Raw genomic sequence first — 22,410 nt, forward strand, 5'->3', positions numbered from 1 at the left:
GCCCTGGGCTGCTGGCTGCTTTGTCGACTTCCGCCGTGGAGGTGCTGCATGGCCAAATCTGATCCCGTCGTTATCCCCTTCCCGGCTCCCGCCAGCTCGGCCTCGGCTGATCGCCCCATTCCCGATGCGTTACCCGAGTTGCCGCCCGACTTGTCGTCGGCGCAGCAGGAAGCCGGCAAAGCGCTGCTGCATGACTTGATCCTGCTCTACGGCCAGACCCAGGCCGCAAGGAGGAACGGCCATGAATGAGCGGCTGATGACCCACCTCCCCGCCCACGATGGGCACCCGGCTGCGGCATTCGGGCTGGGCGAGGATTGTCAGGAGAGTTTCGCCCGGGGCGTGCAGCAGGCGCAGGCCTGGCTGGATGCGAAAGACAGCGGTTGGCTGTGGGCCAATCTGTTGCTGGAGCGCCAGTTGTTCCCGCCGGGTGCGCAGCGCCATGCCTTCGAGCTGGGCTTTCTCAGCCGCGTGCACCAGCGCCTGTGTTCGCCGTTGGGTGGCGAGCACGTGGCGCGGCGCACGGCGTTGAGGTTGTAGCGGCTGGCGCCTGGAGGGCTTGCCTGCTGCGGTGCCAGCGGCGGGCAGGCCTTACGCCGTCGCTGGATCGATGCCCTCCCCCCGGCTGCCTGGCGAAAAATAAACCCCTCCCCTTTTCTAAGGGGCGCTCATTGTGCGTTCGTTGGCCGAGGACCTGCGGTAGTTTTTCAGCAGCACGAACACCACCAGTGCAAGCAGTCCCAACAACGCAGCACAGGTACTCAGCAAAACCGACGTGGTGGAGGAAAAGGCAACCTTCGCGCCCTCTATCAGCGCGGCAGCCTGGCCTGCCGGGAGTTCACTGGCCACCAGGTAGCTGTCACCAATCGACGTCACAGCGCGTGCAGCAAGCGTCGGCTCCAGGTCTGGAGGAAGCGAGAGCGAGCGACTGAAGACGCTGGACATGAACACGCCAAAAAAGGTGATGCCCAGACCGGATCCCAGCTCGTACGCCGAGGCCTCGAGTGAACCGGCAGCGGCCCCCTTGCTGGCGTCCACGGCGCCCATGATGGCGATGGACGAAGCGGTCAGCCCGATGCTCAGTGCCAGCCCGAGCAGTGCCAGCAGAAACGGAAGGACCAGGCCCGCCTCGAAGCCCACCAAGGGCAGCAGGGCCAGGGAGCCTGCCGACACGACCAGCGACAGGCTTGCCACCAGACGCAGACCGAGCCGGTTGGACAGAAGACCGGCCACCGGCCCGCCAACGGCGGCTGCCACCATGATGGGAATCATGAAAATACCGGCTTGAAGCGGCGTTCGGTCCAGCACGTATTGCAGTTCCATCGCCAGGGTCAGCTCGACGCCAGCCAGCGCGCCGGTCACGAACAACGCCATGACGATTCCGGCCAGGATGGCTGGATGTGCGAACAATCCCAGATCCAGCATGGGCACGGTCGATTGCAACTGCTTGCGCACAAACACCCCAAGCAGCCCCAGACCGAACAGCATGATCGCGGCGATGACCGGCAGCGATGCCGTCGCGCCAATCCCGGCCTTGACGCCATACACGACGGCGATGACGCCGATGATCAGCATAAGGGCCTGGCCTATCTTCCATTCGCCCGGGTTGATGGTTTCCACGCGGGGCAGCAGTACGCATGCGGCTGGAATAACCACCGCCATCAGCGGCACATTGATCAGGAACACCGACCCCCACCAGAAATGCTCCAGCAACGCACCGCCAACCAGTGGTCCCACGGCAGCGCCTGCTGCGCTGACCGTCCCCCATATGCCCAAGGCCATGGCCCGTTCCTGCTCATCTTCGAAGGTGCGACGGATGATCCCCAGCACGCAGGGCATGATCATCGCCCCACCCAGCGCGAGCAGCATGCGCGCACCGATCAGCATGGCGGGTGTCCGGGAAAACGCGGCCAACAGAGACGCCATGCCGAACACGGCCAAACCGATCAACAACACACGGCGATTACCCAGGCGGTCGGCCAGCGTCCCCATCGGCACCAGCAACCCGGCCATGAGCAACGGATACACATCGATGATCCACAGTACCTCGGTGCTGCTCGCTTTGAGCGCCTGGGTCAGCGACGGCACGGCAATATGCAGGATGGTCATGTCGATCACCACCGGCAGGAACGCCAACATGACGGCAGTGAGGATCAACCAACGGTTGTGGGGGGTGGAGGACATGGCCGCTATCTCAGTTTTAACGAGCGGCGCATGATTCACCAAAGGACCTAATGAGTCAACATTGACTCATTTGAGACAAATCAACCGAATAAAAACCAGTTTCTCGCAGGTGGCTCCCGGACAGATGACCGGCAATGGGCCGATTTATCATGCTTTAGCCGTCACCTGTCTTCGGCGCAGCAGGACGCCGGCAGAGCGCTGCTGCATGACTTGATCCTGCTTTACGGCCAGACCCAGGCCGCAAGGAGGAACGGCCATGAATGAGCGGCTGATTACCCACCTCCCCGCCCACGAAGGGCACCCGGCTGCGGCGTTCGGGCTGGGTGAGGATTGCCGGGAGAGTTTCGCCCGGGGCGTGCAGCAGGCGCAGGCCTGGCTGGATGCAAGCAATAGCGGTTGGCTGTGGGCCACGCTGATGCTGGAGCGCCAGCTGTTCCCACCGGGTGCCCAGCGCCACGCGTTCGAACTGGGCTTTCTCAGCCGCGTGCACCAGCGCCTGTGTTCGCCTCTGGGTGGCGGCCACATGGCGCAGCGTACGGCGTTGAGGTTGTAACGGTCGGCGCGTGAAAGGCCTGCCCCCTGCGGTTCCAGCGGCGGGCAGGCCTGTTCATCACGTGCCCGCCCCCTGCAAACACTCGATAAACCCCGCCGCCGCATGGGAGTGGCTGATCTTGCGGTGCAGCGCGCCGATTTCGCGGTGGGCCTGGGTGGGTTCGAGGGGGATGGCGCGGACGGTGGGTGGCAGCGGCAGGATGGTTTCGGTCAGCGGCACCACGGCCACACCCAGGCCGCTTTCGACCATCGCCACCATGGCCTGGATATCGTCGACCTCGATCCACTCCTGGACTGCCACTGACTCTTCGAGCAGGAAGCGCTCCACCTGGCGCCCGCCGAACGAGGAGCGGCTGTAGCGAATGAAGGGTTGCTCCAGCAGCACCTCTCGCCAGTCATTGCCGTCGATAGCCTGGCCGGCGAGCAGCACATAGGGCTCGCGCACCAGGGGCGTCCACATCAGGTCCCGGGGCGGTTCGAATGCCGGGCGGATGAGGATCGCCAGGTCCAGCTCACCGGCTTCGACCTGGTCCATAAGATGCAACGAAACGTCCGGCGACAGGTGCACCCGGCACTGCGGGAAGCGCTGGCGGAACGGCACCAGCGCGCGCGTAAGGAGGGTGGCCTGCACCGAGGCAATCGCGCCGATCTTCAGCGGCGTGTTCCACTCTTCGTCCTTCAGTGGGTCGCCGAGGGCGTCGAACTCGAGCACCAGCGCTTCGGCCCGGGCCAGGGTGCGCAGGCCGGCGGCATTCAGCGTCGCCGAGCGGCCGGTTCGCTCGAACAGGTCGAAGCCCAGGGTTTCTTCCAGGCGCCGCATGTGGCCGCTGACTGCCGCCTGGGTCAGGCCGATGCGCTCGCCCGCGGCGCGGAAGGTGCCATGGCGCGCCACGGCGATCAGGGTACGCAGTTCAGTGATCATGGCGACTGATAACGCTCCGTTTTACTCACGATCAGAACATATCGTTTTTCGTGATTCTTGTCGCCGACTAGGATGGACCTCGCTGACCCACTCCCGCCCCCAACGAGGAAGCCCCCATGACTGCGCTCTGCCCCTTCCACCTTGCATTTCCGGTTGACGATCTGGCGGCCGCCCGCGATTTTTACGGCAACCTGCTCGGTTGCAGCGAAGGCCGCAGTTCGGCGGACTGGATCGACTTCAATTTCTACGGTCACCAAATCGTCGCGCACCTGGCGCCCGATGAAGCGGGCGCGGTGCCGGTCAACGCGGTGGACGGCCATGGCGTGCCGGTGCGCCACTTCGGTGTCGTCCTGCCGATGCAGGACTGGCAGGCGGCCGCCGAGCGCCTGACCGAGGCGAACGTCGAGTTCATCATCAAGCCCTATATCCGTTTCAAGGGCGAACCGGGTGAACAGGCCACCATGTTTTTCAAAGACCCCAGCGGCAACGCGGTCGAGATGAAGGCCTTTGCCGACATCAACAACCTGTTCGCCAAGTAACCGCGCAAGGACAGAACCCATGCAAACGCTCAAGGTTGCTATCGCCGGCTTCGGCGGCGTGGGCCGCGCAACGGCACAGCTGCTGCTGTCGCGCCGCGAGCGCTATCGCCAGGTGTATGGCGTGGACGTGCGCCTGGTGGCGGTGTGCGGCTCGCGCACCGGCCTGGCCGATGCAGCCGGCCTGGAAGCGGACCGCCTGGATTCCCTCGAAGCGGGCCTGTCGGGGCCGGATTTCATCCAGGCCAGCGATGCCGAGGTGCTGATCGAGGCGGGGCCGAGCGACTTCCGCACGGGCGGGCCGGGCCTTGCCTACCTGCGCGAGGCGCTGGCGACCGGGCGGGACTGCATCGTCATTTCCAAGGGCGCACTGGTGCACAGCGGGCCGCACCTGCGCGACCTCGCCCAGGCGTCCGGGGCGCTGCTCAAGCTCAGTGGCGCGGCCGCCGCCGCCCTGCCGACGCTGGACTTGCTCGAACACAGCTTGGCCGGCTGCCAGGTGTTCAGCGTCGAGGGCATCCTCAATGCCACCACCAACTACCTGCTGGACGCCATGATCAACCAGGGCCTCGGTTTCGACGCCGCGTTGCGCGAGGCCCAGGCCGGCGGCTTTGCCGAAGCCGACCCGCGCAACGACACCGAGGGCTGGGACACCGCCTGCAAGCTGTTGCTGCTCGCCAACTTCGGCCTCGGCGCCGACCTGACGATGGACGACCTGGTGGTCGATGGCATCCAGTCGGTCACCGCCGAACGCATCGCCGCGTGGCGCGCCCAAGGGCTGGTGCCTAAGCTGGTGGGCAGCCTGACCCAGGTGGGTGGGGAGGTCTGCGCCAGCGTCGGCATCAAGACCTATCCCGCATCCGACCCCTTCGCCCAGGTGAACGGCAAGAACAAGGCGATCCGCATCACCACCGATGCCATGGGCGAAACGCTGGCGATCGGCTGCGGCGTGGAGCCGCTGGCCACGGCCGCCGCCGCGCTGAAAGACCTCGAACACATCCTATTGGCCAGGGCCGCTCGGCCCGCCTGACACCCGGAACACTGACCATGACCCAACGCACCCTGCTCGCCATCCGCCACGTCGGTTTCGAGGACCTCGGCAGCTTCGCGCAACCGCTGCGCGACGCTGGCTACCGCATCGATTACATCGAGGCCGCCGAACACGACATCAGCCAGCTCGACCCGCTGGGCCCCGACCTGCTGGTGGTACTCGGCGGGCCGATTGGCGTCTACGACCACGAGGCTTACCCGGTGGTCTCCGCCGAGACCGCCTTGCTGCGCGAGCGCCTGGCGGCCAACCGCCCGACCCTCGGCATCTGCCTCGGCGCGCAGCTGATGGCCGCCGCCCTCGACGCGCGGGTGTATCCCGGCCCGGCCAAGGAAATCGGCTGGTCGGTGCTCGACCTGGCCAGCAACGTCGAGCACCAGCCCCTCGCGGCGCTGCGCAACGTGCCCGTGCTGCACTGGCACGGCGACACTTTCGACCTGCCGGAAGGCTGCGCACGCCTCGCCTCCACTTCGATCTGCCGCAACCAGGCGTTCTCCCGCGGGCCGAACGTGCTCGGCCTGCAGTTCCACCCGGAGGCGCTGGGTGCGCGCTTCGAGCACTGGCTGCTGGGCCATGCCAGCGAACTGGCCACCTCAGGCATCGACCCGATCACCCTGCGCTACGACGCCAAGCGCTACGCCCAGGGCCTGGAACAGGCCAGCGCGACGCTGATCACCGAGTGGCTGGCACGGCTGGAACACTAAAGAGAGCAGGCAAAAAAACGCCGACGCGGCTGGGCCGGTCGGCGCGAAACTGCAAACCTGTTTGCACAGGTTCACCACCGTGGTCGTTGCTCACCAGGCCCCGGTGCGGAGCTGGTGAGGCTGAGGTCGATCAGAACGCCGGGACAACGGCGCCCGAATAGCGCTTCTCGATAAAGGCTTTCACTTCAGGACTGGTCAGCGCGGCGGACAGCTTCTTGATGGCATCGCTGTCCTGGTTGTCCGGGCGGGCCACCAGGTAGTTCACGTACGGGGAGTCACGGCCTTCGATGACCAGCGCGTCCTTACCCGGATCGAGCTTGGCTTCCAGGGCGTAGTTGGTGTTGATCAGCGCCAGGTCGACCTGATCCAGCACGCGCGGCAGGATGGCCGCTTCCAGCTCCTTGAACTTGAAGTTGTGCGGGTTCTCGGCGATGTCCTTCGGCGTCGCCTGGGCGTTGCTCGGGTCTTTGAGCTTCAGCAGACCGGCCTTCTGCAGCAGCAACAGAGCACGGCCGCTGTTGCTGCCCTCGTTCGGGATGGCGATGGTCGCGCCGTCCGGCAGCTCGCTCAGCGCCTTGTACTTGCTGGAGTAACCGCCGAAGGGCTCGACGTGCACGCCCTTGACGATCACCAGGTCAGTGCCGCGGCTGGAGTTGAAGGTGTCCAGGTAAGGCTTGGTCTGGAAGTAGTTGGCATCCAGCTGCTTCTGCTGCACCTGCAGGTTGGGTTGAACGTAATCGGTGAAGACTTTGACATCCAGATCGACCCCCTCCTTCGCCAGCTGCGGCTTGATCAGCTCGAGGATCTCCGCGTGCGGTACAGGCGTGGCGGCCACGACCAGCTTCTCGCCAGCCTGGGCGGCAGAAATCGAAAAGGCAGCCGCGAGGGCGGTCAACAGCAGTGCTTTCTTCATCGTATTGTTCTCGTGTTGGCGACTCTGGCTGGATCTTCAGCCATGAGCAGGGAGTAATGACCCGGCCTGGTGCAGCGGGGTGAGCGCGACATTACGGGGATTTTTTATTCCACAAAAATACTTAATTATTATTTTGTTATTTCTTTTAGAAATATAAAGTGAAGCGCATTAATCCGGAAAACCGGCGATACGCCAGCATCGCGCAGGTGCTACAGCCGGGGCGAACAGGGCAGGAAAAACGACGGGAACGCGCAAGCACCTGAAAGCATGCGAAAAAATTGCGAAACGGGCTTCGCCAAACGCACTTAGGCTGCTATCATGCGCGCCGCCACGGGAAGATGCCGGAGTGGCCGAACGGGACGGATTCGAAATCCGTTGTATCAGCGATGGTACCTAGGGTTCAAATCCCTATCTTCCCGCCATATCGCAAGACTGAAAGCCCCTGAAGCTCGTTGAGTTTCAGGGGCTTTTTGTTTCTATGGCGAACGAAGTGTCGAGGAAAGCCACCACTTAAGGCTGAAGGGACGGCCACATTCTGGCGACGTGCACCAAGGCCAGAATCCATACCGCATCGCTTTCTACCTGATAGACGAGCCGGTAGTTGTCGTGAGGAATCAGCTCGCGGGTACCGGGAGCCGTTCCCAATCTGCCCCTGTCGGGGAAGTCGGCCAGGGCGGCTGCCGCTGCGCTGAACCGCTCATCCATATGGACTGCAGCGCCGGGATTGGCAGCGCTTATGTATTCCCAGATATCCAGACGGTCCGCAGCGATTTAGGGGTCCAGATAACCTTCATTCGTGTCCCTGCGCCTTGGCACGGCGAGCGGCGAACTCGGCCTCTACGTCGTGATTTGAGCGGCCACGGCCGGCCTCGACCGACGCCCTGGCAGCATCAACCTTGTGCTGCACGAACTCGTCATGTGCCATGGCCTGCTGTTGCTGCCGGATGAAATCGCGCATGAGGTCTCGCATGACCTGGGAGGCTGGCAGGTGAACGGCCTGAGCGGCAGCCATGAAAGCCTCCCACAATTCAGGTTCCAGCTTCAGGTTGAAAACGGCTTCTTTGGCCACGGTGATCCCCTCGTGCCTCAACAGGTATTCACAATGCATATACGTTTATGCAGGAGAAGCCAAGCCAGGAGAACGGCAAACCACTGGAACCGCATGACAACTAACGAAGGAGTCAACCTACCGGCGGGCGCCTTCATCGCACGTCTGCCGCTCACTTTTGTGAACTCATTCGGTTACAAAAGGTTGGCACAGTGCCACCAGCGCGTTACCCTCCCCGGCCACTGGGTTAACGAAGTGTGAACCGGCAGGATGCTGACCCCAGTGTCTTCGTTAGCCCAGTGCTTCCCGCACCGGTATTTCAGTCTGCCGCCCCCTCCCCTACGACCACAAAGCCCCGATGCCTGAAACGGTGGCTGGCTGGCGCCTTTTCCTCTTGCTGTTTGTTCGCCTCAAAGCGCCCCGGCGTTCTTGAACACGCGGGCGATCTCGGGGTGCTGGGCGCGTTGGCGGGGCGGCATGGCGATGCTGAGGGCGTTGGCCAGGGTCCAGCGCTGGAGGTTGTCGGTTTCTTCGGTGAATGCCTGGTACAGGGCGGACCAGACCGCTTCGCCGCCATCCTTGACGGTCAGCGCGCGGATGATGCCCTCCCGTATCCGTGGGTGGTGGGGCTGGCGAAGGTGTTCGATCAGCATCGGGTAGGCGCGTTCATACGGGCCAGTGAAGGGGCTGTCGAGCCCGGGCCGCGGGGTGTTGTTGACGAAGTCCCAGACCGACTCGATGGCGTAGCCCAGGGCATTGGCTGCGGCCACGAGCGCCTGTTCATCCGCTGCCAGCGCCTCGGCGCTGACCTTGGTCACCTGTGGCCCCGTCTGTGACAGCAATGTATCCGCAGTGACGGGCTTGCGAGAGCTCATGGGTTGCGTACCTGCATAGTGAGACGGGGTTTCACACTAGCCCATCGGCAGGCGTCTGCACACGGCGGGTCCTCCAGCTGCGAGCGATATCCCGTTTCAACCTGTAATCAGTTGTCGAAACGCCAAGTGGTAGCCATTGCAATCGCGGATGCCGAATTCCCGCCCGCCATAGGGCATGACTTGCAGCGGCCAGGCCAGCGGTACGCGGTCCTTGAGGGCGGCGAACAGAGCATCCACATCCGGCACGCTGAAATAGAAGGTGCCGGTGAACCCAGGCTGGCCGTGCCACAGGTCCTGCTCGGTGAAGATCAGCACACCACCATACTGCTCGACCGTCAGGGTGTCCCCCGCCCGGGCCACGGTAAAGCCAAGCAGCGCTTGGTAGAAGTGGCGGGTGGCGTCGAGGTTGTCGCAACGCAGGAGCACGGTGAGCGCCATGGGCAGGCCTCGTTCATAGGTGGAGGGCCGCCGCCGGCGACCGTCGCCAGAGGCTAGCCCAGCCAGCCGGAAGGCGCATGCGCCACCAACGAAAAGAGGCGCCGAAGCGCCTCTTGGGATCGAGCGTGACCGCGATCAGGAGGTCAGCTTGGTCAGGGCTTCGCGGTACTTGTCGGCGGTCTTCTTCGCGACGTCAGCCGGTACGGCCGGGGCCGGCGGCTCCTTGTTCCAGCCGGTGGATTCCAGCCAGTCACGCACGAACTGCTTGTCGAAGCTCGGCGGGTTCTTGCCTTCAGCGTAGCTTTCGGCCGGCCAGAAGCGGCTGGAGTCCGGAGTCAGCACTTCGTCCATCAGGGTCAGGGTGCCGTCTTCGTCCAGGCCGAACTCGAACTTGGTGTCGGCGATGATGATGCCGCGGGTGGCCGCGTACTCGACGGCCGCGGTGTACAGGGCGATCGAGGTATCACGCACCTTGGCCGCCAGCTCGGCACCGATGATGGCTTCGCAGCGCTCGAAGGAGATGTTCTCGTCGTGGTCGCCAACGGCGGCTTTGGTCGACGGGGTGAAGATCGGCTGCGGCAGCTTGGAAGCTTCCTTCAGACCAGCCGGCAGCTGGATGCCGCAAACGGTGCCGCTCTTCTGGTATTCCTTCCAGCCGGAGCCGACGATGTAGCCGCGCACGATGGCCTCGACTGCCACCGGCTTGAGGCGCTTGGCGACCACGGCACGGCCCTCGACCAGGGGCAGCTCGGCGGCCGACACCACGTCCTCGACCTTGTCGCCGGTGAAATGGTTGGGCACCACGTCCGCCAGTTTGTCGAACCAGAAGTTGGAAATCGCGGTGAGGATCTTGCCCTTGTCCGGAATCGGTTCGGCGAGGATGACGTCGAAGGCCGAGAGGCGGTCGGTGGCGACCATCAGCATGCGCTTGTCGTCCACTTCGTAGAGGTCGCGGACTTTGCCCGAATAGATTTTCTTCAGGCTCAGGTTCGAGGGTGTGGTCATGTCGAGATTTCCGCCTTTAGGAAACGAAACAGGCGAAACCCGGTGGGGTTTCGCCTATTGGTGGTGCGGGTACGCAGCCGTGTTTAGCCGAGGTTTTCCTGGATCAGACCCAGAATCCGGCGCGCCACATCGGACGGTGCTACGGTGTTGAGGTCTTTTTCCACGGTCACCTGCACGCTGTCGCCAACCGGCGTCAGGCGTACCTGGTAGCGCTCGGCACGCGCTTCGATTTCTTCCTTGGTCGGTGCGCTGCCCCACAGACGGCTGAAGAAGCCAGGCTCTTCATCCTTGCGCTGGGCACTTTCGGCCAGGTTGACGTAGTACACGCCCAGGCTGCGGTTGATGTCGTCGATGCGTACATCGGCCATTTCCAGGGAGCGGCCGACGCCGGACCAGGCACGGTCGAAATCGGCGCCCAGGTTCAGCACCGGGTTGCCGTTGCCGTCTTCGGAGAGGCTGACGCGGCTCGGGGCGTCGTAGTCGCGGGCGGCCAGCAGGGACACGGAGCCGCCCTGCTCGGCGCTGCGGGCCAGGCTGGTCAGCAGCTCGTCGAGCAGCGCGGAATCAGCACCGGTGTTGACGCTGTTGGCGGTAAACGCGACATCGGCGGTGCTGCCGGCAGGACGCTCGGCGCTGACCACGAAGATTTCGCTGGTGTTGCGCTGCACGCCCGGCTCGATGCGCACCCGCACGCGGGTCTCGGCATCACCGGAAGTCTCGCCGCTCAGGCGGCGAGCCAGGGCGCTGGACAGTTCATCGGTACGCTGCCAGGCGGTGCTGAATTCACCGGTCTGCGGACGCTCGTCGGCGATGCGGAAACCGTTGTCTTCGAAGAACTGACGGGCGATAGGCCACACTTCGGCCGGTACGCGCTGCGCCACGACCCAGCGCGACTCGCCGCTGCGCTGCAGGCTGAATTCGCTGACGTTGGCGGTCACGGCCAGGGCCTGCGGACGCGGCACTTCGAACTCGCCCTCGACAGCGGTGCTGTCGGCGATGTGCTGCGGCACCGGCAGCAGCGGGTCGAGACGCTTGGAGTCGGCGTCAGGCGGCAATTGCATCGGTGCGGTTTGGCGAGCGTTCAGGTAGTCACCGCCGCGGTCGCGGAAGTAGCCATCTTCACCCCACAGCCAGCCGCAACCGCTGGTGCTGGAGATGATCAGAGCAAGTGCAGAGAGTCCGGCCAGTCGCTTCATGCGCAGTAATTCCTCGATTAAACCAATACGCCGGACTGGCGCAGGGCCTGACGCAGCGGTTCATGACAACGCGGGCTGAGCCAGGTCAGCGGCAGGCGGATGCCGTCGGGCATCTTGCCCATTTCGTGCAGGGCCCACTTCACCGGAATCGGGTTGGATTCGATGAACAGCGCCTTGTGCAGCGGCATCAGACGATCATTGATGGCGCGGGCGATGGCGGCTTCGCCACGCATGGCGGCGGCACACAGATCGCTCATGGCGCGCGGGGCGACGTTGGCGGTGACCGAGATGTTGCCCTTGCCACCGATCAGCATCAGTTCGACGGCGGTGGCGTCATCGCCGGAATACACCAGGAAGTCCTTGCTCACGCGGTCCAGGACTTCCTGGCCACGCTGCAGGTCGCCGGTGGCTTCCTTGATGCCGATGATGTTGTCGATCTTCGACAGGCGCTCGACGGTCTCCGGCAGCATGTCGCACACGGTGCGGCCCGGTACGTTGTAGAGGATCTGCGGGATCGCCACGGCTTCGGCGATGTGGCGGAAGTGCTGGTACAGGCCTTCCTGGGTCGGCTTGTTGTAGTACGGGGTGACCAGCAGGCAGGCGTCGGCGCCCACGTCCTTGGCGGCCCGGGTCAGCTCGACCGACTCGCGGGTGGAGTTGCCACCGGTACCGGCGATCACCGGAATGCGCCCGGCGACCTGGTCGACCACGCGGCGGATCACTTCGATGTGTTCGGACACGTCCAGGGTAGCGGACTCACCGGTGGTGCCGACCGCGACGATGGCATTGGTGCCCTCTTGCAGGTGGAAATCCACCAGTTTGCTCAGGCTGTCCCAGTCGAGACCACCCTGCGCATCCATGGGCGTGACCAGTGCCACCATACTGCCCGCAATCATGCAACCGCTCCTGCCGGAAAAAGAGAGCCGTAATGGTACTGGCGCCACCAGCCTTGCACAAGCGACGCACAAGGCTGCCGGGCAAGAGAACTTTCGTCGCGAATGCAGCAACATTCGCTGCATGAGGCGGTGGCCGGCATTCCCCTGCGCCCTGCTTTTCGCTACCCTTCCGGCTTTGGTCGGCCACGTCGAACCGCGCCGACCGTTCATCGTTTAGGAAGGCTGCATGTCCACCCCCCCAGTTCGCGAACAATTCCTCGTCATCAGTGCGCTCGGCCCCAACGCCATGGAGCTGACCAATGTCCTGTGCCGTGCCAGCCATGAGAACCGCTGCGCCGTGATCAGCACACGCCTGAGTCGCCATGGTGAGTTCAGCGCCCTGGTCCTGCAGATCTCCGGCAGCTGGGATGCCCTGGCCCGCCTGGAGTCGAGCCTGCCGGGCCTGGCGAAGAAGCACAGCTTCTCCGTCAACGTGATCCGCAGCGGCGCCTCGGAAGCCCGTCCGCAGGCCCTGCCGTACGTGGCGTACGTCAGCTCGGTGTACCGCCCCGACATTCTCAACGAGCTCTGCCAGTTCTTCATCGACCACCATGTCGAGCTGGAGAACCTGACCTGCGACACCTACCAGGCGCCCCAGACCGGCGGCACCATGCTCAACGCCACCCTGACCGTGACCCTGCCCGCCGGCACGCAGATCAGTTGGCTGCGCGACCAGTTCCTCGATTTCGCCGACGCCCTGAATCTGGATGCCCTGATCGAGCCCTGGCGCCCGCAAAATCCATAAGGAGCTGTTCATGGCCGTCACCCTCGACCAACCGGTTGCCGACTTCACCGCCGAGGCCACCAGTGGCCAGACCGTCTCGCTGTCCGCCCTCAAGGGCCAGCAGGTAGTGATCTATTTCTACCCCAAGGACAGCACCCCGGGCTGCACCACCGAAGGGCTGGATTTCCGCGCCCGCTACCCCGAGTTCCAGGCCGCCAACACCCAGGTGTTCGGCGTGTCGATGGACAGCCTGAAGAAGCATGAAAGCTTCAAGTGCAAGCAGGAGTTCCCCTTCGAGCTGATCAGCGACCCGGAGCACACCTTGTGCGACCAGTTCGGCGTGTATCAGCTGAAGAAGAACTACGGCAAGGAATACATGGGCATCGTGCGCAGCACCTTCCTGATCGACAAGGACGGCGTCCTGCGTCAGGAGTGGCGTAACCTCCGCGTGGCCGGCCATGTGGATGCGGTGCTGGCAGCCGCCCAGGCGCTGCACAAGGCCTGACCGCCACGTTCAAAAGAAAAGGCCGCCATCGCGGCCTTTTTCGTGTCAGGTGTTCGGCTCCGGCGGGGCCACCCGCGGCCAGGCATCGAGCAGCGCCTTGAACAGGTTCGCCAGGGGGATCGAGAAGAAGATACCCCAGAAACCCCACAGCCCGCCGAACAGCAGCGCAGCGCAGATGATCACGATAGGGTGCAGGTTGACCGCTTCGGAGAACAGCAGCGGGTTCAGCACATTGCCATCGAGGCCCTGGATCACCAGGTAGGCCAGCATCACGTACATGAACTGATCACCGAAGCCCCACTGGAACAGCGCGATCAGCGCCACCGGTACGGTCACCACCACGGTGCCGATGTAGGGCACCACCACCGACAGACCGACCAGCAGTGCCAGCAGCGCCGCGTAGTTCAGCCCCAGGAAGGCGAAGACGACGTAGGACACCACCGCGCAGATGATGATCTCGATGACCTTGCCACGGATGTAGTTGGCCAGTTGCTGGTTCATCTCCTCGGCCACCTGGGTGATCAGGGCGCGCTCGCGCGGCAGGTAGCCGCGCATCCAGTTGCCGATCAGCTCGCGGTCCTTGAGGAAGAAGAACACCAGGATCGGCACCAGCACCAGGTAGATCATCACCCCGATCAGCACCGGCAGGCTCGACAGCGACAGCGACAACACCCACTGGCCGATCTTGCCCGCCTCGCCCCGCACCGTGTCGATGGCCTGCACCACCTGCTGGTCGGTGATCAGGTTGGGGTAGCGCTCCGGCAGCAGGAGCAGCAACGACTGGCCCTCGCCGAGCATCCGCGGCAGCTCGTTGAACAGGTTGATCACCTGCTGCCAGAGCAGCGGCACCAGCACCAGCATGACCAGCACCAGCGCCCCGACGAACAGGGTGAACACCAGCCACACTGCCACGATGTGCGGAATGCGCAGGCGCACGAAGGCATTGACCACGCCCTGCATCAGGAAGGCCAGCACCACGCTGGTCAGCACCGGCGCCAACATGCCACCGAACGTCAGGATCACCGCGAACGCCAGGATCAGCAGCAGGGCCAGTACCACGGCCTGTTCATCGGAGAAGTAGCGGTGTAGCCAGTCGCGCAGCACCTTGAGCATCAGGCGTCCTTTCAGGTCGGTTCAGCGGGCAACACTACCCGCCTCAGGCCTTGCGCAACCAGTAGCGGTAGACACCTGCGTCGGCCTCTTCGTGTAACAGGGCGTGTCCCGCCAGCGAGGCGAAGGCACGGAAATCACGCTGCGAACCGGCGTCCGTGGCGGTGACCTTGAGCACCGCGCCGCTGGCCAGTTTGTTCAGTTCCAGCTTGGCCTTGAGCAGGGGTAGCGGGCAGTTCAGGCCGCTGGCATCCACCTCGGCATCGCACTCGTCCAGCCAGGCTTGCGTATCAGTCATTCGATCACTCCCAAGTAGGCCCCTAGGATACCCAAGGCACCGCAACCCTGGCCAGGCAAGCGCCTGCCCGGCTACAGTAGCGGCTTTGTACGCCACGAGCCCTGTACATGAATGTTCTGCGCCCTACCCTGCTGACGCTCGCCTGCCTGATGCCCCTGCCCAGCCTGGCCAGTGACCTGCCGTCACTCGGCGACGCCAGCTCGGCGCTCGTCTCCCCGCAGCAGGAATACCAGATGGGGCGCGCCTGGCTGAGCCTGGTGCGCGGCCAGGTCGACCAGTTGTCCGACCCGCAGCTCAAGGACTTCGTCGAGACCAGCGTCTACCGCCTCGGCGAGACCAGCCAGGTGCAGGACCGTCGCCTCGAATTCGTGCTGCTCAACAGCCCGCAGATCAACGCCTTCGCCGCGCCCGGCGGGATCATCGGGGTCAACGGCGGGCTGTTCCTCTATGCCCAGACCGAAGCCGAGTACGCCTCGGTCATGGCCCACGAACTGGCGCACTTGTCGCAACGTCACTTCGCCCGCGGCCTGGAAGCCCAGCAACGCATGCAACTGCCGATCATGGCGGCGATGCTGGCCGGTATCGTCGCCGCGGCAGCAGGCGCCGGTGACGCTGGCATCGCTGCCATCGCCTCGACCCAGGCGGCGGCCATCCAGGAGCAGCGCCGCTTCTCCCGACAGAACGAGCAGGAGGCCGACCGCATCGGCCTGATCAACCTGGAGAAAGCCGGCTACGATCCCCGCGCCATGCCCAGCATGTTCGAGCGCCTGATGCGCCAGTACCGCTACGACCGCATGCCGCCGGAATTCCTGCTGACCCACCCGGTGTCCGAATCGCGTATCGCCGACACCCGCAACCGTGCCGAGCAGTACGAGGCCGGCGGTGTGACCGACAGCCTGCGCTACCAGCTGATGCGCGCCCGCGTGCAGTTGATCTACGAAGACACCCCCGGCGTGGCCGCCAAGCGCTTCCGCGCCATGCTCGATGAGAACCCCAAGCTGGACGCGGCACGCTATGGGCTGGCGATTGCCCAGAGCAAGAGCGGCCAGCATGAGCAGGCGCGGGAAAACCTGCGCATCCTGCTGGAAAAGACCCCGGACGACGTGGTCTACAACCTGGCACAGGTGGAGTCGGACATGGCCACCAATCGCCTGGGCGAGGCCCAGTCCCGGCTGGATCGCATGCTCAATCTGTACCCGGGCAACTACCCCCTGCGCCAGGCACGCATCGACCTGCTGATGAAGCAGGGGCGTATCGAACAGGCCGAGCGCGCCCTGGACGAATTGCTGAAAAGCCGGCCGAAAGACCCGGACGTCTGGTACCTGGTGGCCGAGGTGCGTGGCCTGAGCGGCAACACCATCGGCCTGCACCAGGCCCGTGCCGAGTTCTTCTCCCTGGTCGGCGATTACAAGCAGGCCATCGAGCAGCTCGACTTCGCCAAACGCCGCGCCACCAACAACTTCCAGCTGGCCTCGCGAATCGACGCCCGCCAGCGCGAGCTGATCGAAGACCAGCGCATCATCGAGCAGATGCTGCGTTGAGCAGCTGCGCAGCAACCAAAAAAGCCCGGCACACGCCGTAATGCTGTTCATATGAGAAATGCCGTTTTCCTTTCTCCAGGAAAGCGGCATTTTTCTGGGTCTGTATCTGGGGTGCAGGAGCGTCGCCCTCGGCGCGAAACGATTGCAGCCAGTCAACGGAATCCATGTCGTGGCCGCCATTCGCCGCGGGACGCGGCTCCTACAGGCGCCTGGTTGGCGAACCACTTGCGCGACCTGCTCCCCTCTCCCGGCGTTCTTTCAAGTGAACAGCATTACGACACAAGCCGGCTTTTTCCATCCTGACTCCCCCAGTAGCCTGGGTCGAGCGAAGCGATACCCGGGGCGTTCGCACCACGCCCGTCCTGAATGCAAAACGCCCGCTGCATCACTGCACCGGGCGTTTCAAGGACACAGCTGCCGATCAGGCGTTGCCGGACAGTTTCATCCGCGCAGCCTGGGTGAAATCCAGCATGCGCTTGAGCGGGCGAATGGCCTTGGGGATCAGCGACGGGTCGACGAAGATCTCGTTGCTGCCCTGGCGAAGGCACTCGAGGGTGCGCTCCAGGGTGTTCATGGCCATCCACGGGCAGTGTGCGCAACTGCGGCAGGCCGCGCCGTTGCCAGCGGTGGGCGCTTCGACGAAGACCTTGTCCGGGCACAGCTGCTGCATCTTGTAGAAGATGCCGCGGTCGGTGGCGACGATGAAGGTCTTGTTCGGCAGGGTCTGGGCCGCGGCGATCAGCTGGCTGGTGGAGCCCACGGCGTCCGCCAGGTCGATGACCGCGGTCGGCGACTCGGGGTGCACCAGTACGGCTGCGTCCGGGTACAGCGCCTTCATGTCTTCGAGCTGCTTGGCCTTGAACTCCTCGTGGACGATGCAGGCACCGTCCCACAGCAGCATGTCGGCACCGGTCTTGTTCTGGATGTAGCGGCCCAGGTGCTGGTCCGGCGCCCAGATGATGCTCTCGCCGTTGTCCATCAGGTGCTCGACGATCTCCACCGCGCAACTGGAGGTCACCACCCAGTCGGCACGTGCCTTGACCGCCGCCGAGGTGTTGGCATACACCACCACGGTGCGCTGCGGGTGCTGGTCGCAGAAGGCGGAGAACTCGTCCACCGGGCAGCCCAGGTCCAGCGAGCAGGTCGCTTCCAGCGTCGGCATCAGCACGCGCTTTTCCGGGTTGAGGATCTTGGCGGTCTCGCCCATGAACTTGACCCCGGCCACCAGCACGGTCTGTGCCGGGTGCTGATTGCCGAAGCGGGCCATTTCCAGGGAGTCGGACACGCAACCGCCGGTTTCTTCGGCCAGGGCCTGCAGCACCGGGTCGCAGTAGTAGTGCGCGACCAGCACCGCGTTCTGCTTCTTCAGCTCGGCGGCAATCTCGGCGCGGTAAAAAGCTTCCTGCTCGGGAGTCAGCGGCTTGGGCTGCTTGGCATCCAGGTGCGCTTGAACCAGAAGGCGTTCGGAAATCTGCGTCATGTCATCAGGTCTTGTCGAAAGTCTATCGGCACGGCTGGTCGAGCATCGCTGCCCGGCCCGCTCACGGCTCTCCGCAGTCGGGCGCTTTCAGTACGCCCTGTTCTCTAATGGCGGAATTGTACGCGGATCGCCTGCGACGCCGCTATCCGAACCGCAGCCCGCAAGACCGGCGCAACGCGCCAATTGAAAACCATTATCACTTGATATATGTTCGTCGCACTTCGTCCACCCGCCCTCCAGCATGACCACTCCCTCCGATCCCCAGTCCGCCGATGGCCAGTTCCAGCGCCACTCCAGCGAGCTGCTGCGCTTCCTCACCCGACAGGTCAAGTGCGCAGAGCTGGCAGCGGACCTGCGCCAGGAAACCTGGCTGCGCTTCCGGCGCCGCGATCCGGAGCAGGAGATCGGCAACCTGCGTGCATTCCTCTACCGCATCGCGCGCAACCTGGTCATCGACCACCGCCGCCAGCAGGAAACCCGCCCCATGCAGGAGGAGATGACCACCGAGCTGGTCAGCGAACACCCGGGGCCAGAACGGGTCGCCAGCGATGGCCAGCGCCTGGAGCAATTGCAGGCGCTTCTCCAGCAGTTGCCACCGCACCTGCGCCAGGCCCTGCTGTGGAACCGCCTGGACGGTTTGACCCAGCGCGAGATCGGCGAACGCCTGGGTGTCTCGGAAAGTATGGCCGGACGCTATATCCTCAAGGCCCTCGAACACTGCCAGCAGCATATGGATAGCGCACCGTGAGCCATTCCCCTCTTCTCGCCCAAGCCCGCGAATGGCAGGTTCTGCTGAACTCCGGGCGCGCCACGGCGGCCGACCGGGAAAACCTCGACGCCTGGCGCAACGCGGCGCCGGAGCACGAGCAGGCCATGCGCCAGGTGGAAGACCTGTGGGCCCTGCTTGGCCAGGTCCAGCGCCCCGCCGAGCCCGCTGTTGTCACGCCCATCGCCAGCCGCCGCCGAGGCCTGGCGCGCTGGAGCGTACCGCTGGCCAGCGCTGCGCTGTTGCTGCTGGCGCTCTGGCTGCCGCAGGGCACCTGGGTCGGGCTGTACGCCGACATGCACACAGCACCGGGCGAGCGCCGCGAGGTGCAGCTGGAAGACGGCTCGACCTTGACCCTCAACGGCGACACCGCGCTGGACTGGCGCGTTTCTGGCGACCGCCGTGAAGTGCACCTGTACCACGGCGAGGCGGATTTCCAGGTCGCCGCGGACAGCACACGGCCGTTCCTGGTGAGCGCCGGCGCGATGCGCATTCGGGTCACCGGCACCCGCTTCGACGTCAACCACAGCGGCGACCGCGTGGACCTCGCCGTCACCCACGGCCACGTCCAGGTGGGCACAGCGCAGCAACCGAACGCCCTCGCCGTGCAGGCAGGCCAGCAAGTGCAATGGCGCGATGGCGACCTGCAGGCGGTGCAACCGCTCGATGCGCAGCAGCGCCTGGCCTGGCAACGGGGCAAGCTGGTGTTCCGCGACCGCCCGCTGGCCGAGGTGTTCGACGAGCTCGAGCGCAGCCAGGGCGACCGAGTGGTATTCCTCGACGACCAGGCCCGACGCCTGCAGGTGACTGGCGTGTTCCCTCTGGATGACCCGGACGCCGTACTGCGTGCGGTGGCCGACACCCTGCCGGTGCGGCTGGTCCGGCTGCCGGGGCTGATCCTGGTGAGCGCGCGCGACTAGCCGGCACCGCTTTTTTTCATTCAACGAAAATATTTTTGCGGCCGCGGTTCAGAAATGCGCAGCGCTTTCGTCTTCTGTCTGCAAATGCGAATACGTCGCATGAAATCAGCAGAGAACAGGAAACCAGCATGCGGTCGATCTCCTTCCTCATCCCGCCCTTCGCCGCTCTTCCCCTCGCCCTTGCCACCACGAGCGCCCTGGGTATCGAACTCGACGTCCCGGCCCAGAACCTCGACGCCGCGCTGACCTACTTCGCCGAACAGGCCGACGTGCGCCTGCTCTACGACGCCTCCCTGACCCGTGGCGTGGGCACCGCCCCCGCGCTCAAGGGCGATTACTCGGTGTCCGAAGGGCTGCAACGCCTGCTGCAGGGCAGCGGCCTGACGTACCGCATGGGCACCGACGGCACCATCACCCTGGTGCCGGTCGCCGAGGAACAGGGGGCGCTGGAGCTCGGCGCGACCACCGTCAGCGGCCAGTACAGCGGCCGCAATGACCTGCCCAGCGAATACGCCGGTGGCCAGGTGGCCCGCGGCGCCCGCATTGGCATGCTGGGCAACCAGGACATGCAGGATGTGCCGTTCAGCTTTTCCAGCTACACCAACGAGCTGATCGAGAACCGCCAGGCGCAGACCGTCGGCGAGGTGCTGCGCAGCGACCCCGCGGTGCGCCAGTCCTACGGCTTCGGCAACTTCTCCCAGGTGTTCGTCATCCGCGGCTTCGCCCTGGCCGGCGACGACATCGCGTTCAACGGCCTGTACGGCGTGCTGCCGCGGCAGATCATCTCCACCGAAGCGGTGGAACGCGTGGAAGTGTTCAAGGGCGCCAGCTCCTTTCTCAACGGCGTATCGCCTGGCGGCAGCGGCATCGGCGGTAACGTCAACATCGTGCCCAAGCGCGCCGAGGACGACCCGACCCGCCGCGTGACCCTGGACTACGCCAGCGACAGCCGCGTCGGCGGGCATATCGACCTGGGCCAGCGCTTCGGCGAAGACAACCGCTTCGGCGTGCGGGTCAACATGGCCAAGCGCGACGGCGAAAGCGCCGTGGACGGCGAACACCAACACTTCAGCCTGTTCACCGTCGGCCTGGACTACCGGGGCGACCGCCTGCGCCTGTCCGGCGACTTCGGCTACCAGAAGCAGCGCATCAACGAAGGGCGCTCGGTGGTGTACCTGCCGACGCCGATCCCGGCCGGCCTGACCAAGGTCCCCAAGGTGCCAGACGCCAATGACAACTACGCCCAGCCCTGGTCCTGGTCGCAGCTGGAAGACACCTACGGCATGCTCAACGCCGAGTACGACCTGAGCGATGCCTGGACCGGCTATCTGTCCGTCGGCAGCAAGTACACCCGTGAGAATGGTGTCTACTCCTCGCTCTATGTGAGTTCGCTGGACGGCACCGCCACGGTCGGACGCCTCTACGCACCGCGTGACGAAGAAAGCGACAGCGTCAGCAGCGGACTGCGCGGCAACTTCGCCACCGGCCCGGTAACCCACCAGTTCAACCTCGGCCTGACCGGCAACTGGCGCGAATTCTTCAGCGCCAACGAATCCACGACGGCCGGCAACCGCCTGCCGGGGAACCTTTACAACCCCTTCCCCAGCCCCGAACCCAGGCCGACGATTGCCGGCGATATCCACCACCCGCGCAAGACCGGCTCCACGACCTCGCGGAGCATGGCGGTGTCGGACACCCTGGGCTTCTTCGATGACCGCGCCCTGTTGACCCTGGGCGTGCGTCGCCAACTGGTCTCCAGCAACTCCTGGGCAACGGCCACGCAGGCCCGCACGGCCAACTACGATGCCGGCGTCACCACCCCGGTCTACGGCCTGGTGATCAAGGCCACGGACAACCTGTCGCTCTACGCCAACCGCATCGAAGGCCTTTCCCCCGGCCAGGTCAGCACCGCGGCGAACAACCGAGGTACGGTGCTGCCGCCCTACCGCACCAAGCAGGTGGAGGCCGGCGTGAAGCTGGACTACGGCACCTTCGGCGCCCAACTCGCCGTGTACCAGCTGGAGCAGCCTCAGGTCATTACCGTCAACAACGTGATGGCGGCGGATGCCGAGCAGCGCAACCGCGGCATCGAGTTCAGTGTGTTCGGCGAGCCGATCGACGGGCTGCGCCTGCTGGCCGGCGGCACCCTGCTGGACAGCGAGCTGTCGGGAACGGTGGGCACCGTTGGCACCGGCGCCAGCGCCCGCCAGGTGCGCGGCCTCAACGACGGCAACCGTGCCGTGGGTGTGCCGGAGTTCCAATACAACCTCAGTGCCGACTGGGATGTACCCGGCGTGCAGGGCCTGGCGGTCAACGCCTTGCTGCAGCGCACCGGTGGCCAGTACTACGATTCGGGCAACACCCTGAGCATCCCCGCCTGGACCCGCGTCGACCTGGGTGCGCGCTACGCCTTCAAGATGGACGAGCGTGACATCACCCTGCGCGCCGGCCTGGAGAACGTGGCCAACAAGGATTACTGGGAATCGGCCTACGGCGGCTACCTGACCCAGGGCAGTCCCCGTACGCTGAAAGTCTCGGCGACCGTGGACTTCTGATCGCGGCAGCGCATGCACGAAAACGGCGAACCAGGTGTTCGCCGTTCTTTTATCTCCCCCCACCGGTGACCGACATGGCCTCACAGACAAACCACTCTGGCGTGCAGATGACATCCAACCGCGGGGCCCCACGTGCGCGGCGGGCAGCGTTCGCCAC

25 protein-coding genes, 1 tRNA gene and 1 pseudogene are annotated in these 22,410 nt (G+C 64.9%); 13 read left to right on the forward strand and 14 right to left on the reverse strand.

Going from position 1 to position 22,410, the window contains the following annotated elements; all coding sequences use genetic code 11:
- The first annotated feature begins 48 nt into the window (after positions 1 to 48).
- Both N5C28_RS22710 and N5C28_RS22715 read left to right on the forward strand, forming a co-directional pair.
- Positions 49 to 249 (forward strand): hypothetical protein, encoded by a 201-nt coding sequence (locus tag N5C28_RS22710; RefSeq protein WP_279825648.1) that lies wholly within the window; start codon positions 49 to 51, stop codon positions 247 to 249.
- Complete coding sequence (locus N5C28_RS22715; RefSeq protein ID WP_279825650.1) at positions 242 to 538, forward strand: LasR-specific antiactivator QslA; 297 nt, start codon at positions 242 to 244, stop codon at positions 536 to 538. Before N5C28_RS22710 ends, N5C28_RS22715 begins: the two co-directional genes overlap by 8 nt.
- A gap of 117 nt (positions 539 to 655) precedes the next feature.
- Here N5C28_RS22715 and N5C28_RS22720 read toward each other — a convergent pair whose 3' ends face one another.
- Positions 656 to 2,182 carry an MFS transporter gene (locus N5C28_RS22720; RefSeq protein WP_279825651.1) on the reverse strand — a complete coding sequence of 509 codons (1,527 nt, stop codon included), beginning with the start codon at positions 2,180 to 2,182 and terminating at the stop codon, positions 656 to 658.
- 256 nt (positions 2,183 to 2,438) lie between these two features.
- Between N5C28_RS22720 and N5C28_RS22725 the strand changes: the two genes are divergently transcribed.
- Positions 2,439 to 2,735: a LasR-specific antiactivator QslA gene (locus N5C28_RS22725; protein ID WP_279825652.1), complete on the forward strand. Its 297-nt coding sequence runs from the start codon at positions 2,439 to 2,441 to the stop codon at positions 2,733 to 2,735.
- Positions 2,736 to 2,792: 57 nt separating this feature from the next.
- Here N5C28_RS22725 and N5C28_RS22730 read toward each other — a convergent pair whose 3' ends face one another.
- A complete protein-coding gene (locus N5C28_RS22730) occupies positions 2,793 to 3,656 on the reverse strand; it encodes a LysR family transcriptional regulator (protein ID WP_279825653.1) in 864 nt (287 codons plus the stop codon).
- Between the two features lie 116 nt (positions 3,657 to 3,772).
- Between N5C28_RS22730 and N5C28_RS22735 the strand changes: the two genes are divergently transcribed.
- From N5C28_RS22735 to N5C28_RS22745, 3 genes are read left to right on the forward strand one after another with little or no spacing between them, the layout of a single operon-like run.
- Positions 3,773 to 4,195 carry a VOC family protein gene (locus N5C28_RS22735; protein ID WP_279825655.1) on the forward strand — a complete coding sequence of 141 codons (423 nt, stop codon included), beginning with the start codon at positions 3,773 to 3,775 and terminating at the stop codon, positions 4,193 to 4,195.
- Positions 4,196 to 4,214: 19 nt separating this feature from the next.
- Positions 4,215 to 5,222, forward strand: coding sequence for a homoserine dehydrogenase (locus N5C28_RS22740; protein ID WP_279825657.1), 1,008 nt, complete (start codon positions 4,215 to 4,217; stop codon positions 5,220 to 5,222).
- 17 nt (positions 5,223 to 5,239) lie between these two features.
- Positions 5,240 to 5,944, forward strand: coding sequence for a glutamine amidotransferase (locus tag N5C28_RS22745; protein WP_279825658.1), 705 nt, complete (start codon positions 5,240 to 5,242; stop codon positions 5,942 to 5,944).
- A 130-nt stretch (positions 5,945 to 6,074) separates the two neighbouring features.
- On the opposite strand, the gene N5C28_RS22750 is transcribed toward N5C28_RS22745, so the two are convergent.
- On the reverse strand, positions 6,075 to 6,857 hold the full coding sequence (locus N5C28_RS22750) for a MetQ/NlpA family ABC transporter substrate-binding protein (protein ID WP_279825659.1): 783 nt from the start codon (positions 6,855 to 6,857) through the stop codon (positions 6,075 to 6,077).
- Positions 6,858 to 7,189: 332 nt separating this feature from the next.
- On the opposite strand from N5C28_RS22750, the gene N5C28_RS22755 reads away from it, so the two are divergent.
- Positions 7,190 to 7,279 (forward strand) — tRNA-Ser (locus N5C28_RS22755).
- A gap of 88 nt (positions 7,280 to 7,367) precedes the next feature.
- On the opposite strand, the pseudogene N5C28_RS22760 reads toward N5C28_RS22755, so the two are convergent.
- The 7 genes and pseudogenes from N5C28_RS22760 to dapA all read right to left on the reverse strand — a co-directional run bounded on the left by N5C28_RS22760 (position 7,368) and on the right by dapA (position 12,315).
- A pseudogene (locus N5C28_RS22760) lies at positions 7,368 to 7,651 on the reverse strand (type II toxin-antitoxin system RelE/ParE family toxin).
- On the reverse strand, positions 7,648 to 7,926 hold the full coding sequence (locus N5C28_RS22765; protein ID WP_279825660.1) for an antitoxin of toxin-antitoxin stability system: 279 nt from the start codon (positions 7,924 to 7,926) through the stop codon (positions 7,648 to 7,650). The pseudogene N5C28_RS22760 and the gene N5C28_RS22765 overlap by 4 nt, the downstream one beginning before the upstream one ends.
- A 389-nt stretch (positions 7,927 to 8,315) precedes the next feature.
- Positions 8,316 to 8,780: a hypothetical protein gene (locus tag N5C28_RS22770; RefSeq protein WP_279825661.1), complete on the reverse strand. Its 465-nt coding sequence runs from the start codon at positions 8,778 to 8,780 to the stop codon at positions 8,316 to 8,318.
- 96 nt (positions 8,781 to 8,876) lie between these two features.
- Positions 8,877 to 9,218, reverse strand: coding sequence for a VOC family protein (locus tag N5C28_RS22775; RefSeq protein ID WP_279825663.1), 342 nt, complete (start codon positions 9,216 to 9,218; stop codon positions 8,877 to 8,879).
- 135 nt (positions 9,219 to 9,353) lie between these two features.
- Positions 9,354 to 10,223 (reverse strand): phosphoribosylaminoimidazolesuccinocarboxamide synthase, encoded by an 870-nt coding sequence (locus N5C28_RS22780; protein WP_279825664.1) that lies wholly within the window; start codon positions 10,221 to 10,223, stop codon positions 9,354 to 9,356.
- Positions 10,224 to 10,306: 83 nt separating this feature from the next.
- Positions 10,307 to 11,419, reverse strand: a complete 1,113-nt coding sequence (gene bamC, locus N5C28_RS22785) for an outer membrane protein assembly factor BamC (RefSeq protein WP_279825665.1) — start codon at positions 11,417 to 11,419, stop codon at positions 10,307 to 10,309.
- Between the two features lie 17 nt (positions 11,420 to 11,436).
- Complete coding sequence (gene dapA, locus N5C28_RS22790) at positions 11,437 to 12,315, reverse strand: 4-hydroxy-tetrahydrodipicolinate synthase (RefSeq protein ID WP_279825666.1); 879 nt, start codon at positions 12,313 to 12,315, stop codon at positions 11,437 to 11,439.
- A gap of 226 nt (positions 12,316 to 12,541) precedes the next feature.
- On the opposite strand from dapA, the gene N5C28_RS22795 reads away from it, so the two are divergent.
- Both N5C28_RS22795 and N5C28_RS22800 read left to right on the forward strand, forming a co-directional pair.
- Positions 12,542 to 13,099: a glycine cleavage system protein R gene (locus N5C28_RS22795; protein WP_279825667.1), complete on the forward strand. Its 558-nt coding sequence runs from the start codon at positions 12,542 to 12,544 to the stop codon at positions 13,097 to 13,099.
- Positions 13,100 to 13,109: 10 nt separating this feature from the next.
- A complete protein-coding gene (locus N5C28_RS22800; protein ID WP_279825668.1) occupies positions 13,110 to 13,583 on the forward strand; it encodes a peroxiredoxin in 474 nt (157 codons plus the stop codon).
- A 45-nt stretch (positions 13,584 to 13,628) separates the two neighbouring features.
- On the opposite strand, the gene N5C28_RS22805 is transcribed toward N5C28_RS22800, so the two are convergent.
- Together N5C28_RS22805 and N5C28_RS22810 are read right to left on the reverse strand one after the other, a co-directional pair.
- Positions 13,629 to 14,696, reverse strand: a complete 1,068-nt coding sequence (locus N5C28_RS22805; RefSeq protein ID WP_279825669.1) for an AI-2E family transporter — start codon at positions 14,694 to 14,696, stop codon at positions 13,629 to 13,631.
- A 43-nt stretch (positions 14,697 to 14,739) separates the two neighbouring features.
- Positions 14,740 to 14,991, reverse strand: coding sequence for a sulfurtransferase TusA family protein (locus N5C28_RS22810; protein WP_279825670.1), 252 nt, complete (start codon positions 14,989 to 14,991; stop codon positions 14,740 to 14,742).
- 107 nt (positions 14,992 to 15,098) lie between these two features.
- On the opposite strand from N5C28_RS22810, the gene N5C28_RS22815 reads away from it, so the two are divergent.
- Complete coding sequence (locus tag N5C28_RS22815; RefSeq protein WP_279825672.1) at positions 15,099 to 16,532, forward strand: M48 family metalloprotease; 1,434 nt, start codon at positions 15,099 to 15,101, stop codon at positions 16,530 to 16,532.
- Here the strand turns inward: N5C28_RS22815 and N5C28_RS22820 are convergent.
- Positions 16,510 to 16,698, reverse strand: a complete 189-nt coding sequence (locus N5C28_RS22820; RefSeq protein WP_279825674.1) for a hypothetical protein — start codon at positions 16,696 to 16,698, stop codon at positions 16,510 to 16,512. The genes N5C28_RS22815 and N5C28_RS22820 overlap by 23 nt on opposite strands.
- A 255-nt stretch (positions 16,699 to 16,953) precedes the next feature.
- Positions 16,954 to 18,012 (reverse strand): quinolinate synthase NadA, encoded by a 1,059-nt coding sequence (gene nadA / locus N5C28_RS22825; RefSeq protein ID WP_279825676.1) that lies wholly within the window; start codon positions 18,010 to 18,012, stop codon positions 16,954 to 16,956.
- A 241-nt stretch (positions 18,013 to 18,253) separates the two neighbouring features.
- Here nadA and N5C28_RS22830 point away from each other — a divergent pair, with 241 nt between their 5' ends.
- From N5C28_RS22830 to N5C28_RS22840, 3 genes are all read left to right on the forward strand, one after another.
- Entirely contained in the window at positions 18,254 to 18,760 is a 507-nt protein-coding gene (locus tag N5C28_RS22830; RefSeq protein WP_279825678.1) for an RNA polymerase sigma factor, read from the forward strand.
- The gene (locus tag N5C28_RS22835) at positions 18,757 to 19,698 is read left to right on the forward strand and encodes a FecR family protein (protein ID WP_279825680.1); all 942 of its coding nucleotides are present in this window, start codon (positions 18,757 to 18,759) and stop codon (positions 19,696 to 19,698) included. The genes N5C28_RS22830 and N5C28_RS22835 overlap by 4 nt, the downstream gene beginning before the upstream one ends.
- A gap of 128 nt (positions 19,699 to 19,826) precedes the next feature.
- The gene (locus tag N5C28_RS22840; RefSeq protein ID WP_279825682.1) at positions 19,827 to 22,253 is read left to right on the forward strand and encodes a TonB-dependent receptor; all 2,427 of its coding nucleotides are present in this window, start codon (positions 19,827 to 19,829) and stop codon (positions 22,251 to 22,253) included.
- The last annotated feature ends 157 nt before the right edge of the window (positions 22,254 to 22,410 follow it).

The organism is Pseudomonas sp. GD03944, assembly GCF_029839275.1.
Classification (GTDB): domain Bacteria; phylum Pseudomonadota; class Gammaproteobacteria; order Pseudomonadales; family Pseudomonadaceae; genus Aquipseudomonas.